17 protein-coding genes and 1 tRNA gene are annotated in these 14286 nt (G+C 58.1%); all 18 read left to right on the forward strand.

All coding sequences use genetic code 11. The features are described from left to right. Positions 1-56 precede the first annotated feature (56 nt). Positions 57-788: a hypothetical protein gene (locus tag GXP70_RS11685; RefSeq protein WP_162356824.1), complete on the forward strand. Its 732-nt coding sequence runs from the start codon at positions 57-59 to the stop codon at positions 786-788. A gap of 338 nt (positions 789-1126) precedes the next feature. Beyond that, positions 1127-2605, forward strand: a complete 1479-nt coding sequence (gene spoIVA, locus GXP70_RS11690; RefSeq protein ID WP_162356826.1) for a stage IV sporulation protein A — start codon at positions 1127-1129, stop codon at positions 2603-2605. 696 nt (positions 2606-3301) lie between these two features. Next, positions 3302-3577 carry an HU family DNA-binding protein gene (locus GXP70_RS11695; protein ID WP_090976740.1) on the forward strand — a complete coding sequence of 92 codons (276 nt, stop codon included), beginning with the start codon at positions 3302-3304 and terminating at the stop codon, positions 3575-3577. Positions 3578-3744: 167 nt separating this feature from the next. Next, a tRNA-Pro gene (locus GXP70_RS11700) sits at positions 3745-3821 on the forward strand. Positions 3822-3909: 88 nt separating this feature from the next. After that, complete coding sequence (gene mtrB / locus GXP70_RS11705) at positions 3910-4134, forward strand: trp RNA-binding attenuation protein MtrB (RefSeq protein WP_162356828.1); 225 nt, start codon at positions 3910-3912, stop codon at positions 4132-4134. Positions 4135-4211: 77 nt separating this feature from the next. Next, positions 4212-4745, forward strand: coding sequence for a hypothetical protein (locus GXP70_RS11710; protein WP_162356829.1), 534 nt, complete (start codon positions 4212-4214; stop codon positions 4743-4745). A gap of 173 nt (positions 4746-4918) precedes the next feature. Next, on the forward strand, positions 4919-5785 hold the full coding sequence (locus GXP70_RS11715) for a heptaprenyl diphosphate synthase component 1 (RefSeq protein ID WP_162356831.1): 867 nt from the start codon (positions 4919-4921) through the stop codon (positions 5783-5785). Between the two features lie 11 nt (positions 5786-5796). After that, positions 5797-6516 carry a demethylmenaquinone methyltransferase gene (locus GXP70_RS11720; protein WP_162356833.1) on the forward strand — a complete coding sequence of 240 codons (720 nt, stop codon included), beginning with the start codon at positions 5797-5799 and terminating at the stop codon, positions 6514-6516. Further along, a complete protein-coding gene (locus GXP70_RS11725; protein WP_162356835.1) occupies positions 6513-7388 on the forward strand; it encodes a UbiA-like polyprenyltransferase in 876 nt (291 codons plus the stop codon). Before GXP70_RS11720 ends, GXP70_RS11725 begins: the two co-directional genes overlap by 4 nt. Then, on the forward strand, positions 7382-8020 hold the full coding sequence (locus tag GXP70_RS11730) for a UbiX family flavin prenyltransferase (protein ID WP_162356837.1): 639 nt from the start codon (positions 7382-7384) through the stop codon (positions 8018-8020). Before GXP70_RS11725 ends, GXP70_RS11730 begins: the two co-directional genes overlap by 7 nt. Then, a complete protein-coding gene (locus GXP70_RS11735) occupies positions 8010-8885 on the forward strand; it encodes a menaquinone biosynthetic enzyme MqnA/MqnD family protein (RefSeq protein WP_162356839.1) in 876 nt (291 codons plus the stop codon). Before GXP70_RS11730 ends, GXP70_RS11735 begins: the two co-directional genes overlap by 11 nt. Further along, positions 8882-9856 (forward strand): polyprenyl synthetase family protein, encoded by a 975-nt coding sequence (locus GXP70_RS11740; protein ID WP_162356841.1) that lies wholly within the window; start codon positions 8882-8884, stop codon positions 9854-9856. The genes GXP70_RS11735 and GXP70_RS11740 overlap by 4 nt, the downstream gene beginning before the upstream one ends. A 21-nt stretch (positions 9857-9877) precedes the next feature. Further along, on the forward strand, positions 9878-10321 hold the full coding sequence (gene ndk / locus GXP70_RS11745; RefSeq protein ID WP_162356843.1) for a nucleoside-diphosphate kinase: 444 nt from the start codon (positions 9878-9880) through the stop codon (positions 10319-10321). Positions 10322-10360: 39 nt separating this feature from the next. After that, positions 10361-11143, forward strand: coding sequence for a CheR family methyltransferase (locus GXP70_RS11750; RefSeq protein ID WP_162356845.1), 783 nt, complete (start codon positions 10361-10363; stop codon positions 11141-11143). Between the two features lie 73 nt (positions 11144-11216). Further along, the gene (locus tag GXP70_RS29565) at positions 11217-11384 is read left to right on the forward strand and encodes a hypothetical protein (protein WP_192043446.1); all 168 of its coding nucleotides are present in this window, start codon (positions 11217-11219) and stop codon (positions 11382-11384) included. 206 nt (positions 11385-11590) lie between these two features. Next, positions 11591-12760, forward strand: a complete 1170-nt coding sequence (gene aroC, locus GXP70_RS11755; RefSeq protein WP_162356847.1) for a chorismate synthase — start codon at positions 11591-11593, stop codon at positions 12758-12760. Beyond that, on the forward strand, positions 12760-13866 hold the full coding sequence (gene aroB, locus GXP70_RS11760) for a 3-dehydroquinate synthase (protein ID WP_162356849.1): 1107 nt from the start codon (positions 12760-12762) through the stop codon (positions 13864-13866). The genes aroC and aroB overlap by 1 nt, the downstream gene beginning before the upstream one ends. A 1-nt stretch (position 13867) precedes the next feature. Further along, positions 13868-14236: a chorismate mutase gene (gene aroH / locus GXP70_RS11765; protein ID WP_162356851.1), complete on the forward strand. Its 369-nt coding sequence runs from the start codon at positions 13868-13870 to the stop codon at positions 14234-14236. The last annotated feature ends 50 nt before the right edge of the window (positions 14237-14286 follow it).

Consider the following 14286-nt stretch of genomic DNA (forward strand, 5'->3'; position numbering starts at 1 on the left):
GCCGTTCCGCAGACGCGGAACCGCGCGCCTATGCAATCTAGGAGGATAATCGTATCATGAAAGGCTTGAGATGCGCGGCGGCAGCGATCGTGCTTGCATGCATGGCTGCCCTGTTCTCCGGCTGTATGTATCCGAAGGATCAGCTGGGACAATACCAGAAGCCGCCGAAAGACGCCATACTGAACGTACAAACGGTCATCGATCAATATCAGAAGGACACGGGTCTGCTTCCGATCAAGAACAGCGAGGAGAATACGCCGGTTTACGAGAAGTTCAAAATCGATTTCGACAAGCTGCAGCGGATGAACTATATGTCTTCCATTCCGGAGTCGGCCTACGAGAAGGGCGGAAGCTATTACTATCTCGTTATCAATGAAGAGACGGATCCTACCATCAAGCTGATGAATCTCGTGCTCTATCAGAAGACGAACGATCTGGAAGCCGCCGTGAAAGCCTATGCCGGCGCGCACGGAGGCAAGCTGCCGGCCGGCAAAACGATGTATCCGTCGTTTACGGCCATCGATTACGGCGTCTTGAACGCGAAGGAACCGGAGCTCCGCAGCATGTTTACCGGAAGCCCGCTTACGGCGATGCTGGATCCGGACGGGAAGGTATACCTGGATTACGGACCGGACATCATGCAGCAGCTGACGAAGCTCGAGGAAGGCAAGAAACCCGGCGGCGACGCGGATCTGCGGACGCTGCTCGTTGACAATTCCGACTTCGTACCTGTCAAATCGCCGGTCTATCGGCTCGTGAACGGCGACCCGCAAGCCGAGCTGAAATAGCGCCGGCATCACTCGCATACCGCTCGCTCCTGCCCATGAGGGCAGGAGTTTTTTTGCGGTTCAGGCATAGCCGGCGGATTCCTCTCATATATCTCAATCTTGGAAGGCGTAATGGGAACGAGGCTCTTTGAAATCGAAAGATTTCATCCCTCCGGTCGTCATAATCATGAGACAGTCGCAATAAGCTATTACTAGTCCAAAATCATGTACGAGTTGCGTCGCTTGCATGCTCAACCGGCAGGCGGGTAGCGGCGAAACCTGACGACACGCAGCAGGAGGAAAGCAGCAGTTACGGTACGTCCATGTACAGGCGAAATACGATTGGGAGGGGATATTCAGTGGAGAAAGTGGACATTTTCAAGGACATTGCCGAACGAACCGGCGGGGATATTTACCTCGGCGTCGTTGGTGCGGTCCGCACGGGCAAATCAACCTTCATCAAGCGGTTCATGGAGACGGTTGTGCTGCCGAACATCACGAATGATGCCGATCGGGTAAGAGCTATCGACGAATTGCCGCAGAGCGCCGCGGGCAAGACGATCATGACGACGGAGCCGAAATTCGTGCCGAACCAGGCGGTGCAGCTGCGCGTGGCCGAAGGGCTGGACGTGAACGTCCGGTTGGTCGACTGCGTCGGGTACGCGGTCGTCGGCGCGAAAGGCTATGAAGACGAGAACGGCCCGCGGATGATTACGACGCCTTGGTTCGAGGAGCCGATCCCGTTCCAGGAAGCGGCCGAGATCGGCACGCGCAAAGTCATTCAAGAGCATTCCACGCTCGGCGTCGTCGTTACGACCGACGGCACGATTGCTGAAATACCGCGCAGCTCCTACGTTGAAGCCGAAGAGCGCGTCGTGGGCGAGCTCAAGGAGGTCGGCAAGCCGTTCGTGCTGATCGTCAACTCGACGCGTCCGAAGAGCGACGAAGCGCTTCAGCTGCGCAGCGAGCTGCAGGCCAAATACGATATTCCGGTCATCACGCTCAGCGTAGCGACCATGGGCGAAGAAGAAGTCATGTCCGTACTGCGCGAGGTGCTGTACGAATTCCCGGTTCACGAGGTGAACGTCAATCTGCCGAGCTGGGTCATGGTGCTGAACGACAATCACTGGCTGCGGAGCAACTACGAGAATTCCGTGCGCGATACGGTCAAGGATATCCGCCGTCTGCGCGACGTGGACCGCGTCGTGTCGCAGTTCATGGAATACGAGTTCATCGCGCGGGCCGGCCTCAGCGGCATGAACATGGGCCAAGGCGTCGCGGAGATCGATCTGTACGCGCCGGATGAGCTGTACGATCAAATCCTGATGGAAGTGGTCGGCGTCGAAATCCGGGGCAAAGACCACCTGCTCCAGCTGATGCAGGATTTCGCCCACGCGAAGCGGGAATACGACCGGTTCGCCGAGGCGCTCGAGATGGTCAAGACGACGGGCTACGGCATCGCGGCGCCGACGCTGGCGGAGATGGCGCTCGACGAGCCGGAGCTGATCCGCCAAGGCTCGAGATTCGGCGTCCGGCTGAAAGCGACAGCGCCTTCCATCCATATGATCCGCGTCGACGTCGAATCCGAATTCGCGCCGATCATCGGCACGGAGAAGCAGAGCGAAGAGCTCGTCCGCTACCTGATGCAGGATTTCGAGAACGATCCGATCAAAATCTGGGAGTCCGATATTTTCGGCCGTTCGCTCCATTCCATCGTAAGAGAAGGCATTCAGGGCAAAATCGCCATGATGCCGGACAATGCCCGCTACAAGCTGCAGGAAACGCTCGGCCGGATCATCAACGAAGGCTCCGGCGGCCTGATCGCGATCATCCTGTAACGCATCGTCAAGGCCGATATATGCTCCTGGAGGCACGCGCAAGCGTGCCTTCAGCACTGTCTACGCAAAGCATTGCATCCGGACAGGGGATCCGTTATTCGCCCGTTTTCACGACTTTCAATATGCTCGCGGACATAGGATCCTTTATTTCGTCAAAAAGGCAGACTTTCGATGCTCTCCGGAGGCAATAACGAATCCTGTGTCCGTTCGTCAACCCGAACCTACCGATTTCAACCAATTAACGGATTCTGCGTCCGTTGCCCATGAAGACGAACCAGCCGGCATAGGCAATGTCGGACAATCGGGTACTTTCACGACAGCCGGAAGGCACGCGCAAGCGTGCCTCTTTGCGTTGCATCGGCAAGCGCCGCGCGGCGCGCGAAGCGGAAGCGCGGGCTTATGGCGGGAGGGAAGAATCTTGCAATCTCGCCAACACCCGCCAATAACAAGGCCGATCCGATGAACAAAAATCAAAAAACGCTTGAAAAACAGCGGTTCTCAAGGAGAAAACGCGTCATGCCTCTTGAAATCGCATAGCCAACTGTATTACTATAAATCTGTTCTTGGTTCAGTATGCAGGAATTGCACATATCGGAATTTCTTCTCACCGGAGCCGTCAGGTATAATTTCCGGGGTTTCGGAAAAACAGAATGATAATGATGTGCCTTTTAACTGCCGTCAGGGGAGGTGAAAGAATTGAACAAAACGGAACTGATTGCGAAAGTAGCCGAATTGACTGACCTTTCCAAGAAAGATGCTTCCAAAGCGGTTGATGCCGTTTTCGATGCGATCTCCGACTCGCTGCAAGGCGGCGATAAAGTACAATTGGTAGGCTTCGGAAACTTCGAGGTGAAAAGCCGCGAAGCGCGCAAAGGCCGCAACCCGCAAACGGGTGAAGAGATCGACATCCCGGCCAGCAAAATCCCGTCTTTCAAAGCCGGTAAATCTCTTAAAGATTTGGTTTCCAAATAAGAATCGCGAATTGATCACGTCCGGCTGCTTCCCGCATCCGGGCGTTTTTCGCTTTCCGGGCGGGCATGATCGCGGGGCCCGGCTTCTATTGACAAGCGCAAATAATTCCAGTAGACTTTTGTTTGCGGTTCCGGCTTTGCAATCGTTCGGAGCTTCGCATCGAATGTCGGGTGTTAGCTCAGCTTGGTAGAGCGCTACCTTGGGGTGGTAGAGGTCGCCAGTTCAAATCCGGTACACCCGACCAGTTCCCGTTATATCGCAAGCAACGGCTGCTATCTCGAATGAAATTTCATCGGGGGCAGTTTTTTAAATATCGGAGGAGGACGGAACAGATGACGGATTTCAACGGCGACTATATCGTCATAAAAGCGAAAGCGCAGGGCGTTCAAGTGATCGGCTTGACCCGCGGCCAGGATACGAAGTTCCATCACACCGAGAAGCTCGATAAGGGCGAGCTGCTCATCTGTCAATTCACGGACCATACGTCGGCGATCAAAATCCGCGGCAAAGCGACGGTCATGACCAAATTCGGGACCGTTGATACGGAGGTTGAATGAAAAGCAGGCATAGCCTGCTTTTTTAGTTTGTACACTAAGAGAAGCAGGACATTCTATGCGCGAAGGACGGATGGTTCATGTCGCATTGGAAAGGGCTTCTCTACGCGTGTCTCTTGACGCTTGGCATTACGCTGCTGCTGACGGCGCTGCCGCTGGCGAACGGCCGGATCTCGCACGAAGCGGGCGACGTGTCCGTGTTTCGTCCCGTTCCCGTCAAACGGCTCAGCTCGAATACGGTGGTCGACTCCATGCTCGGCTTGCAGTTGTCGTTGAAAGTGAAGCGAGTGGCGTGGAACGGCTCCGTGCTGACGGTGGATTTATCAAATGCGGATTATGGGAATGCTGTTGACAGATGGATGGCAGACCTGCAGCGGCTGTTCGAGTTCGCGTTCGTCCGCACGGACAACGTAAGCCGGGTGCTCGTCCGGCTGGTGGCGCCGCTTCAGCCGGCGGCCGGCGACGTGCGCGCCGACGCGCGGATGCTCGCGGCGGTGGACGTCAGGCGGAGCGATGCGTGGTTGTCCACAGATCTGTCAAACTTAAGCGCCGCGAATCCGTTTCAAGACGAAATCTGGCGCCAGCGCTTGCGTTTGTCGTCTTCGCGGTTGTAGCGAAACGACAAACATAATGCTATAATTGTTTAGATTATAAAGCAGCTAACCTTTATGTATCGGCTGCCGCGTCATGCCGCGGCTCGACATGACTTCATGAAGGGAAGAAGGCCGCACGGCGAACGTCGGTCCAAGTTTCTTCTTACGCTGAACTGTCCGGAGGCTAGGCCAAAATGAAACCTTACAAAATTCCCGAGATCGCCAAGAAATACGTCGACTACGATATGATTCATGCCCATACGGAGCTGCCCGAGTTTCCCGACGCGCGGACGCGGCTGCTCTTTGCTTTTCTATCGAATCAACGTACGCCGCTTCTGCACAGCGAGCTTTACGCTCTGGTCGTTTCGCTCGTTCAGCTGGGGATGGATACCCATGATCTGATCGACGAATCGGGGCGGGTAGCAGAGAAAGAGATGCGGTCGCGCCAATTGAAAGTGCTCGCGGGCGATTATTACAGCAGCCGTTTCTATCAACTGCTCGCCCAGGCGGGTCAAGTGAGCATGATCAAACGAATCAGCAACGGCGTGTGCGAAGTGAACAAGCTTAAAGTGAATTTCTACATGAAGATGAAGCAGTTCAAGGTGACTGCCGAGGAATACTTGACGCAATGCGTGCAGGTAAAGACGGAACTGTTCACGGTATTCACGGACATTCTGGACGATACGATGGCGCGCGTCTGGACGGAGCTGCTGCACGGACTTGGCCGCTGCGAGGTCGTGATGGACGAGCTGCTCCGCAGCGAGAAGCCGGAGCGTTTCAACCACAGCTGGGGCTACTGGCATGTGCTGAACGTCGGCACGGACGAGGAGAAGCGCAAGCTGGCCGACAAGCAGACGGAGCCGTCGTTCGTTTCGGCGCTGCTGTCAAGCTACGACGTGCGCGGCCAATTGGCGGAGAAGCTCAAGCAGTCCGTCTCGCAGGTGCAGGCCATCGTCGCGAAGCTCGACTCCGACAAGCTTATGCGTGAACTGCAGCAGGTCGGGGAGACGTTCCTGCGTCCGCTGCTGCCGGCGGCTTCCGCCCTCAACGAGAGAAGGTAAGGTGACAGAACATGCAATCCAAATCGAAGGAAGAACACGTGCATTCGGTGTTCGAAAGCATCGCCCCGAAATACGATTTAATGAACGACCTGATCAGCTTCCGCAGACATAAAGCATGGCGCGCGTTCACGATGCGCAAAATGAACGTGCAGCCGGGCCAAACGGCGATCGATCTGTGCTGCGGCACATGCGACTGGACGATCGCGCTGGCGCGGGCGAGCCGCACCGGCGAGGTCGTGGGGCTCGATTTCAGCCACAATATGCTGGAGGTCGGCAGGCAGAAGGTGCACCGGGAAGGGCTTGATCAACAAATAGCGCTGCATCAGGGCAATGCGATGGCGCTTCCGTTCGAGGACAACCGGTTCGATTTCGCGACGATCGGCTTCGGCTTGCGGAATGTGCCGGACCTGGAGCAGGTGCTGCGCGAGATGACGCGCGTCGTAAAGCCGGGCGGACAGGTCGTCTGCCTGGAGATGTCCAAGCCGATGTGGCAGCCGTTCAAAGGGATCTATTACTTCTACTTCGAGCGGATCATGCCGGCGCTGGGCAAGCTGTTCGCGAAGCGGTACGAGCAGTACAAGTGGCTTCCGGAATCGCTGAAGGCATTCCCGGATTCCAATCAGCTGGCCGAGAAGTTCCGTGAAGCCGGTCTTCGTAACGTGCATGCCTACCCGCTGTTCGGGGGCGTCGCGGCATTACATACGGGGACGAAGGGAACGGACAAAGGATGATACGCAAAACTCGCATTATATTGGAAATGATCAAGGTGGAACATACGATTTTCGCGCTGCCGTTCGCGTTCATGGGCGCGATGCTCGGCGCTGTCATGATGGAGCGGCGGATGCCGGACTGGGCGGAAATCGGGTGGATTCTATTAGCGATGGTCGGGGCGCGCAGCGCGGCGATGGGCCTGAACCGGGTCGTCGACCGCGTCATCGACGCCAAGAATCCGCGCACCGCGAAGCGGGCGATACCGGCGGGCTTGCTCAAGGCCGGAGAAGTCGTCGTGTTCATTGCGGTGTCCTTTGTCGTGCTGTTTATCGCGGCTTCGCAACTGGATCCCATCTGCATGAAGCTGATGCCGGTTGCCGTCTTTCTCCTCGTTCTTTATTCGTATACGAAACGTTTTACCTGGCTGTGCCACGTCGTGCTCGGCCTTACGATCGGCTTGGCGCCGCTCGGCGGCTGGCTGGCCGTCGCGGGACATCTGAATCCCGGCGCATGGGTGCTGTACGGCTCGGTCGTCTTCTGGCTTGCGGGATTCGACACGATCTATGCATGCCAGGATTTCGAGTTCGACCGCCGCGAAGGCGTGCATTCCATTCCGGCCCGGTTCGGACTCGCGGGCGGCTTGCAGCTTGCGCGCGCGTTTCACTTTCTGACCGCCGCCGGATTCATTTCGTTATATTGGCTGACCGATCTAAGCTGGCTCTACCTGATCGGCGCGATTGCCTCCGTCGGCTTCCTCGGGTATCAGCATATGCTCGTGAAGCCGAACGATATCAGCAGGGTGCAGACGGCATTCTTCACGATGAACAGCTTCCTGAGCGTCACGCTGTTCGCGTTCACGCTGCTTGATCTGTTGGTGCTGCACGAATGGTAGGGGAGCGCAAGGAAACGTCCGCCCCCAAGCGCTGGGTGGTCGGTATTACTGGCGCCAGCGGCTCCGTCTACGGCATAAGGCTCATCCAGTGCCTGCTCGGCAGCGGGAGCGACGTGCATCTGGTCGTGACCGAGGCCGGCTGGCGGGTGCTGAAGGAAGAGCTCGGCTGGGAGACGGCGAAGCGCCAAGCGGCGCTGTCGGCGCATTTCGCAGCGCCGATGGCCGAGGGGCGCCTGACGCTGCATCCGAACGCGGACATCGGCGCCTCGATCGCCAGCGGCTCGTTCCGCGTGGAAGGCATGATCATCGCGCCTTGCTCGATGGGCACGCTCGCTTCGATCGCGCACGGCATTTCCGACGATTTGATGACGCGCGCCGCGGATGTTATGCTGAAAGAAGGACGCAAGCTGCTCATCGTGCCGCGCGAGACGCCGCTGCACGCCATTCATTTGGAGAATATGCTGACGCTCGCCAAGCTGGGGGTCAAGATCATCCCCGCGATGCCTGCCTTCTATTACGGGCCGCAAAGCATGGACGATATGGTCGACTTCATGGTCGGCAAAGTGCTTGATCAGCTTCCGCTGGAGCATGACTTGTACAGAAGATGGGGAGATGAACGGCATGGGAACTGATCGTCCGATCACGGTCGGCCGCATAGACTATGCGAATGTTTGGCCGATCTTTCATTACGCGGAGCAGCAGCTGCCCGCGGATCGGTTTCGCATCGAGAAGCGCGTGCCGGCCGCGCTCAACCTGGCGCTGAGACAAGGCGAAATCGACATTACGTCGATGTCGTCTTTCGCTTACGCGGAGCATGCGGACAACTATTTGCTGCTGCCGGATTTGTCCGTCAGCGCGAAAGGCCGCGTCAACTCCATCCTGCTGTTCATGAAGAAACCGCTGGAACAGGTGCTGCAAGGCCGGATTGCCATGACCGCGACGTCCGCCACTTCGGTCATCCTGCTCAAGATACTGATGAAGCTGTATTATCAAGCGGAGCCGTCGTACGTCACGATGGAGCCCGCGCTGGATGACATGCTCGCGGAAGCGGACGCCGCGCTCCTGATCGGGGATACGGCGATTCACGCTGCGTGGGCGAACCAAGAGAACGATAAAGGCTTGACGGTCATCGACCTGGGCGAGCTCTGGCGCAATTGGACCGGCTACGGCATGACGTTCGCGCTTGTCGCGGTCCGCAAGGAAATCGCCGTGCGCGACCCCGAATCGGTGTCCGACGTGCTGCATGCCTTGACCGCGAGCAAAGAACGGAGCCTGCGCGATCTGACGCCGCTGGTCGAGAAAGCCTGCACGCAGCTGGGCGGGGAGCCCGCTTACTGGCATCGCTATTTTAACGAGCTACACTACAATTTCGGATCGGACGAGCAAGCAGGCCTGACGCTGTACTTCGATTACGCGCACCAGCTCGGGCTGCTGCCGAACGAAGTCGAGATGCGATTCTTCGAGGACCATACTGCTCTAAAGGTGAAGAACGAATGAAACTACTTGATATTTACGCCAAAATGAAAAGCGATCTTGACGTGATCGAAGGTCAGCTCGCGCGCAGCGTGACGACCGACCACGCGCTCCTGAGCGATGCGTCGACGCATTTGCTCAAAGCGGGAGGCAAGCGCATCCGTCCCGTGTTCGTGCTGCTCTCCGGCAAATTCGGCAGCTACGAGCTGAGCGTGCTGGAGCGGATCGCCGTGCCGCTCGAGCTCATCCATATGGCCTCGCTCGTCCATGACGACGTCATCGACAACGCCGATACCCGCCGCGGCCAGCTGACCGTCAAGTCCAAGTGGGACAACCGGATCGCCATGTACACCGGGGATTACATATACGGCAAGGCGCTTGCGATCGTGACGGAGCTCGAGAATCCGCAAATTCACCAGATCTTGTCCAAAGCGATGGTGCAAATGTGCATCGGCGAAATGGAGCAAATCCGCGACTTCTTCAATACGAAGCAATCCGTGCGCAACTACCTGCTGCGCATTCGCCGCAAGACGGCGCTGCTGATTGCGATCAGCTGCCAGCTGGGCGCGATCGCATCCGGCGCGGACCGGAAGGCGGCCAATCTGTTGTACAAATTCGGCTATAACGTCGGCATGGCGTTCCAGATCAGCGACGATCTGCTCGACTTGCTCGGCACGGAGAAGCAGATCGGCAAGCCGCCGGGCTCGGATATCCGCCAAGGCAACATCACGCTGCCCGTGCTGCTCGCGCTGCGGGAACCGGCGATTGCGGAGGAGCTGCAGGAGCAAATCAATCAAATCCAATTGTCGAACGGTGCAGGTGAAACGAAGCGCGCGTTGAACTTAATCCGTAAGAGCGCCGGCATCGGCATCGCCGAGAAGATGGCAGCGCGCTATATCAACAAAGCGATTGCCGCGCTGGGCGATCTGCCGAACATTCCGGCGAGGAAGAATTTGACCGATATCGCGCATTTCATCGCCAAACGAAGCTACTAAAGGACCTAGGAGGGATCTCGAATGGAAAGAACATTTCTCATGGTAAAGCCTGACGGCGTGCAGCGCGGACTGATCGGCGAAATCGTTTCGCGTTTCGAACGCAAAGGATTGAAGCTGGTTGCGGCCAAATTCATGCGCATTACACCGGAAATCGCCGAGCGCCATTATGCGGAACATGTCGGGCAGCCCTTTTATCCGCCGCTTGTAGCGTTCGTGACGTCGAGTCCCGTATTCGCCATGGTATGGCAGGGAGACAACGTGATCGGACTTACGCGCGCGATGATCGGCAAGACGAACGCCCTGGACGCGGCGCCCGGAACGATCCGTTCCGACTATGCGGTCCATACGAATTTCAACCTGATTCACGGCTCCGATTCGCCCGAAAGCGCGGAGCGGGAAATCGGCATCTTCTTCAAGCCTGAAGAGCTGCTGGAGTACACGCAATCGATCGGTCAGTGGATCTGATCAATTTGCGACTAAGCGTCTGCTGCGGGGGAAACCGACTTGGAGGACAAGGACTTTACGCTGTTTATCGAACGCATCAAAGAGAAGACGGACATTGATCTGTCGCAGTACAAGGAAGCCCAGATGAAACGGCGCCTGACGACGCTGCGCCAGAAATACGGCCTTGACACGTTCGCGGCCTATTTCAACGAATTGAACCGCGACAAGAAGCTGATGAACGAATTCCTGGATCGAATGACGATCAACGTATCCGAATTTTGGCGCAATCCGAGCCGCTGGGCGGCGGTGGAGAAGAAGTTCCTGCCGGACATCCTGAAATCGGGCGGCCGGGTCAAGATCTGGAGCGCCGCCTGCTCGACCGGCGAGGAGCCTTACACGCTGTCGATGATCGCGCACGCGCTCGGCGCGCAGGACCGCGTGTCCATTCTGGCCACGGACCTGGACGCGCTCGTGCTGCAGAAGGCGGCGCAGGGCGTGTATCAGGAACGTTCCGTCCGTGATGTGCCAAGCACTTATATGTCCAATTATTTCGTTAAGCGCAATCATGACGAAATCGCGGTCACGGACAATCTGAAGAAGATCATCGCGTTCAAGCAGCAGAATCTGCTTCACGATACGTTCGAAAGCGGTTTTGACATCATCGTTTGCCGCAACGTCATGATCTATTTCACGGAAGAAGCGAAGCATGTGCTGTACCACAAGTTCTCGAAGGCGCTCAAGCCGGGCGGATTGCTGTTCGTCGGCAGCACGGAACAGATTTTCACGCCGAGCCAATACGACTTCGAAACGGTCGAAACGTTCTTCTACCGGCGAAAAGCATAGCCGGTTCCATGTATAGGAATTACCGGCATCTCCAATACTGTGCTTAGGGATACTTATGCATTGGAGGTGCAGCATGGACAAACGCAAAGTGATTACGGCGTACAAAAGGGGATTCATCAGCGTCCACGAATGCGCCCAAATTCTCGGCATCGATACCAGTCAGATGAAGGGGCTCATGAACGACCCGAATTTCGCCCCCGAATCGCAGTTACCGCTAGGCAAACAGTCCGCCAACGGCTAAGCGCCCGGCGGCCCGCTGCCCGAAACGCCCGTACGGCAGGCGTTTCGGGCAGTTTTTTATTTGGGTCCGCAGGCGCCGTCAGGTCCTGCATTTTCTTGTCAAACCGCGGTCGCTATACTATAATGAGCAAAGATATTTGAGGCCCGACATACATAACCGAAATCTTAGGTTGACCCACGGTGTTCGGCATGAGGAGGAACTTGACGGTGAGTTTACGCTATTTGACGGCAGGAGAGACGCACGGTCCGCAGTTGACGGCGATCATTGAAGGGCTGCCCAGCAACCTGCAGCTCGATTTCGAAGAATTGAACTTCCAGCTGCACCGCAGGCAGAAGGGACACGGCCGCGGCCGCCGGATGCAGATCGAGAAGGATACGGCGAATATCGTCGGCGGCGTGCGCCACGGCAGAACGACGGGAGCGCCTGTCGCGCTCGTCGTGGAGAACAACGATTGGAAGCATTGGACGAGCGTCATGAATATCGAGCCGATCGAAGGCAGCGACGAAGAGAAGCGCCGCGTTCATCGTCCTCGTCCGGGCCATGCCGATCTGAACGGCGGCTTGAAATACAACTTGAAGGACCTGCGCAACGTGCTGGAACGCTCCAGCGCGCGCGAAACGGCGGCGCGCGTGGCCGTTGGCGCGGTCGCCCGGCAGTTCCTAGCCGCATTCGGCATTAACGTCGGCGGGCAAGTCATTCGCATCGGCGAGATCGAAGCGCCCGCGAACGATCTGCCGCTGGACGAGCTGATCCGGTTGACAGAAGAGTCGCCGGTCCGCGTCGTCGACAAGGAAACCGAGGCGAAGATGACCGCGTTCATCGATCAGATCAAGGCGGAAGGCGATTCCATCGGCGGCATCGTGGAATGCATCGTCGAAGGCGTGCCGGTCGGCCTTGGCAGCCATGTCCAGTACGATCGCAAGCTGGACGGCCGCATCGCGCAAGCCGTCGTGTCGATCAATGCCTTCAAGGGCGTCGAGATCGGCATCGGCTTCGAGGCGGGCACGATTCGCGGCTCGCAGGTGCACGACGAGATCCTGTACGACGAGGAGCGCGGCTACCATCGCCGGACGAACCGGCTGGGCGGCTTCGAAGGCGGCATGACGAACGGCGAGCAGATCGTCGTCCGCGGCGTCATGAAGCCGATCCCGACGCTGTACAAGCCGCTGCAAAGCGTGGATATCGACACGAAAGAGCCGTTCACGGCGCAAGTGGAGCGCTCCGACAGCTGCGCGGTGCCCGCGGCAAGCGTCGTGATGGAGCATGTCGTCGCATGGGAAGTGGCGAAAGCGTTCCTGGAGAAGTTCGGCGGCGATTCCATGGAAGAAATCCGCGCGAATTACGATAACTATCTCGCGCAAACGAGGGCGTACTAATGGCCGGCGCACGCGAGCTGACCGTGGATCTTGGCGAGCGTTCCTACCCGATCTATATCGGCGAAGGACTGCTCGACGAAGCAGGCCGACTGCTTGCCGAGCACGGAATCAGCAAGAAATCGCCGCTTCTGATCATTACGGACAGCAATATCGCCGACAAGCATCTGGCCCGCCTTGAATCGGTGCTGCGCGATGGCGGCTTCGCCGTGGCAACCGCGGTTATCCCTGCGGGCGAAGCGTCGAAATCGCTCAGCCGGCTGGAGCAGCTCGTCGGAATCGCGCTCGAGCGCGGACTCGACCGCAAATCCGCGATCGTCGCGCTGGGCGGCGGCGTTGTCGGCGACTTGGCCGGCTTCGTAGCCGCTTCCTATATGCGCGGCATCAAGTTCGTCCAAATCCCGACGACGATTCTGGCTCACGACAGCAGCGTCGGCGGCAAAGTCGCGGTCAATCACCCGCTCGCCAAGAACATCATCGGCGCGTTCCACCAGCCGGAGCTCGTGCTGTACGATCTGCGGACGCTGCAGACGCTGCCGGAACGCGAAGTGAAGGCCGGCTTGTCCGAAGTCGTCAAGCACGGGCTGATCTGGGATGCCGCGTTCGTAGCGTGGTGCGACGAGAACGCCGAACGGCTGCTGGCGCTTGATCCCGAAGCGCTCGGCTATGCGCTCTACAAGGGCTGCAGCGTCAAGGCGGCGGTCGTCTCGCAGGATGAGCGGGAGAACGATCTGCGCGCCATTCTGAACCTGGGGCACACGATCGGCCACGCGTTGGAAGCCGTCGCCGGGTACGGCGAGCTGCTGCACGGCGAAGCGATCTCGATCGGCATGGTCGGCGCAGCGCGCCTTGCCGTGCAGCTGGGCGCGCCGGAAGAGGTGTACCGGGTGACGAAGCGCGTGCTTTCGCGCGTCGGTCTGCCGGTACGGCTTCCGGCGCATCTGGATACGGATGCCATCATGCGCGCGCTTATGCACGACAAGAAATTCCAGGAAGGCGTCGTTACGTTCATCGTGCCGGTCGCCATCGGCAAAGTCGAAATCAACAAATCGGTATCCGCGTCCCTGATCCGGGAAATCGTGGAGCAGCTGAAACAGGAGGCCGTTTAGGATGAGTGTAAGGGGAATACGCGGCGCCATTACGGTAGACGTCAATGAAGAACAACCGATTCTGCAAGCGACGGCCGAGCTATTGAGCGGCATCGTTCGCGCCAACGGCATCGTGCCGGACGACATCGCCAGCGTGTTCGTCACGGTGACCGGCGATTTGGACGCGACCTTCCCGGCGAGGGCGATCCGCGCCATGGCGGGCTGGGACCTCGTCCCGCTGATGTGCGCGCTGGAAGTACCGGTCAAGGGCAGTCTGGCCAAATGCATCCGATTGATGGTGCTCGTGAATACGGAGAAGACGCAGGAGCAGGTCGAGCATGTGTACCTGGGCGGCGCGAAGGCGCTGCGTCCGGACTTGGCGAAAGCCTAGCCGCTTTACCATTCCGCGCGTAATCGGGATTGACGGATTCAAATCCGCTA

Origin of the sequence: Paenibacillus lycopersici (genome assembly GCF_010119935.1) — a bacterium.
Classification (GTDB): domain Bacteria; phylum Bacillota; class Bacilli; order Paenibacillales; family Paenibacillaceae; genus Paenibacillus_Z; species Paenibacillus_Z lycopersici.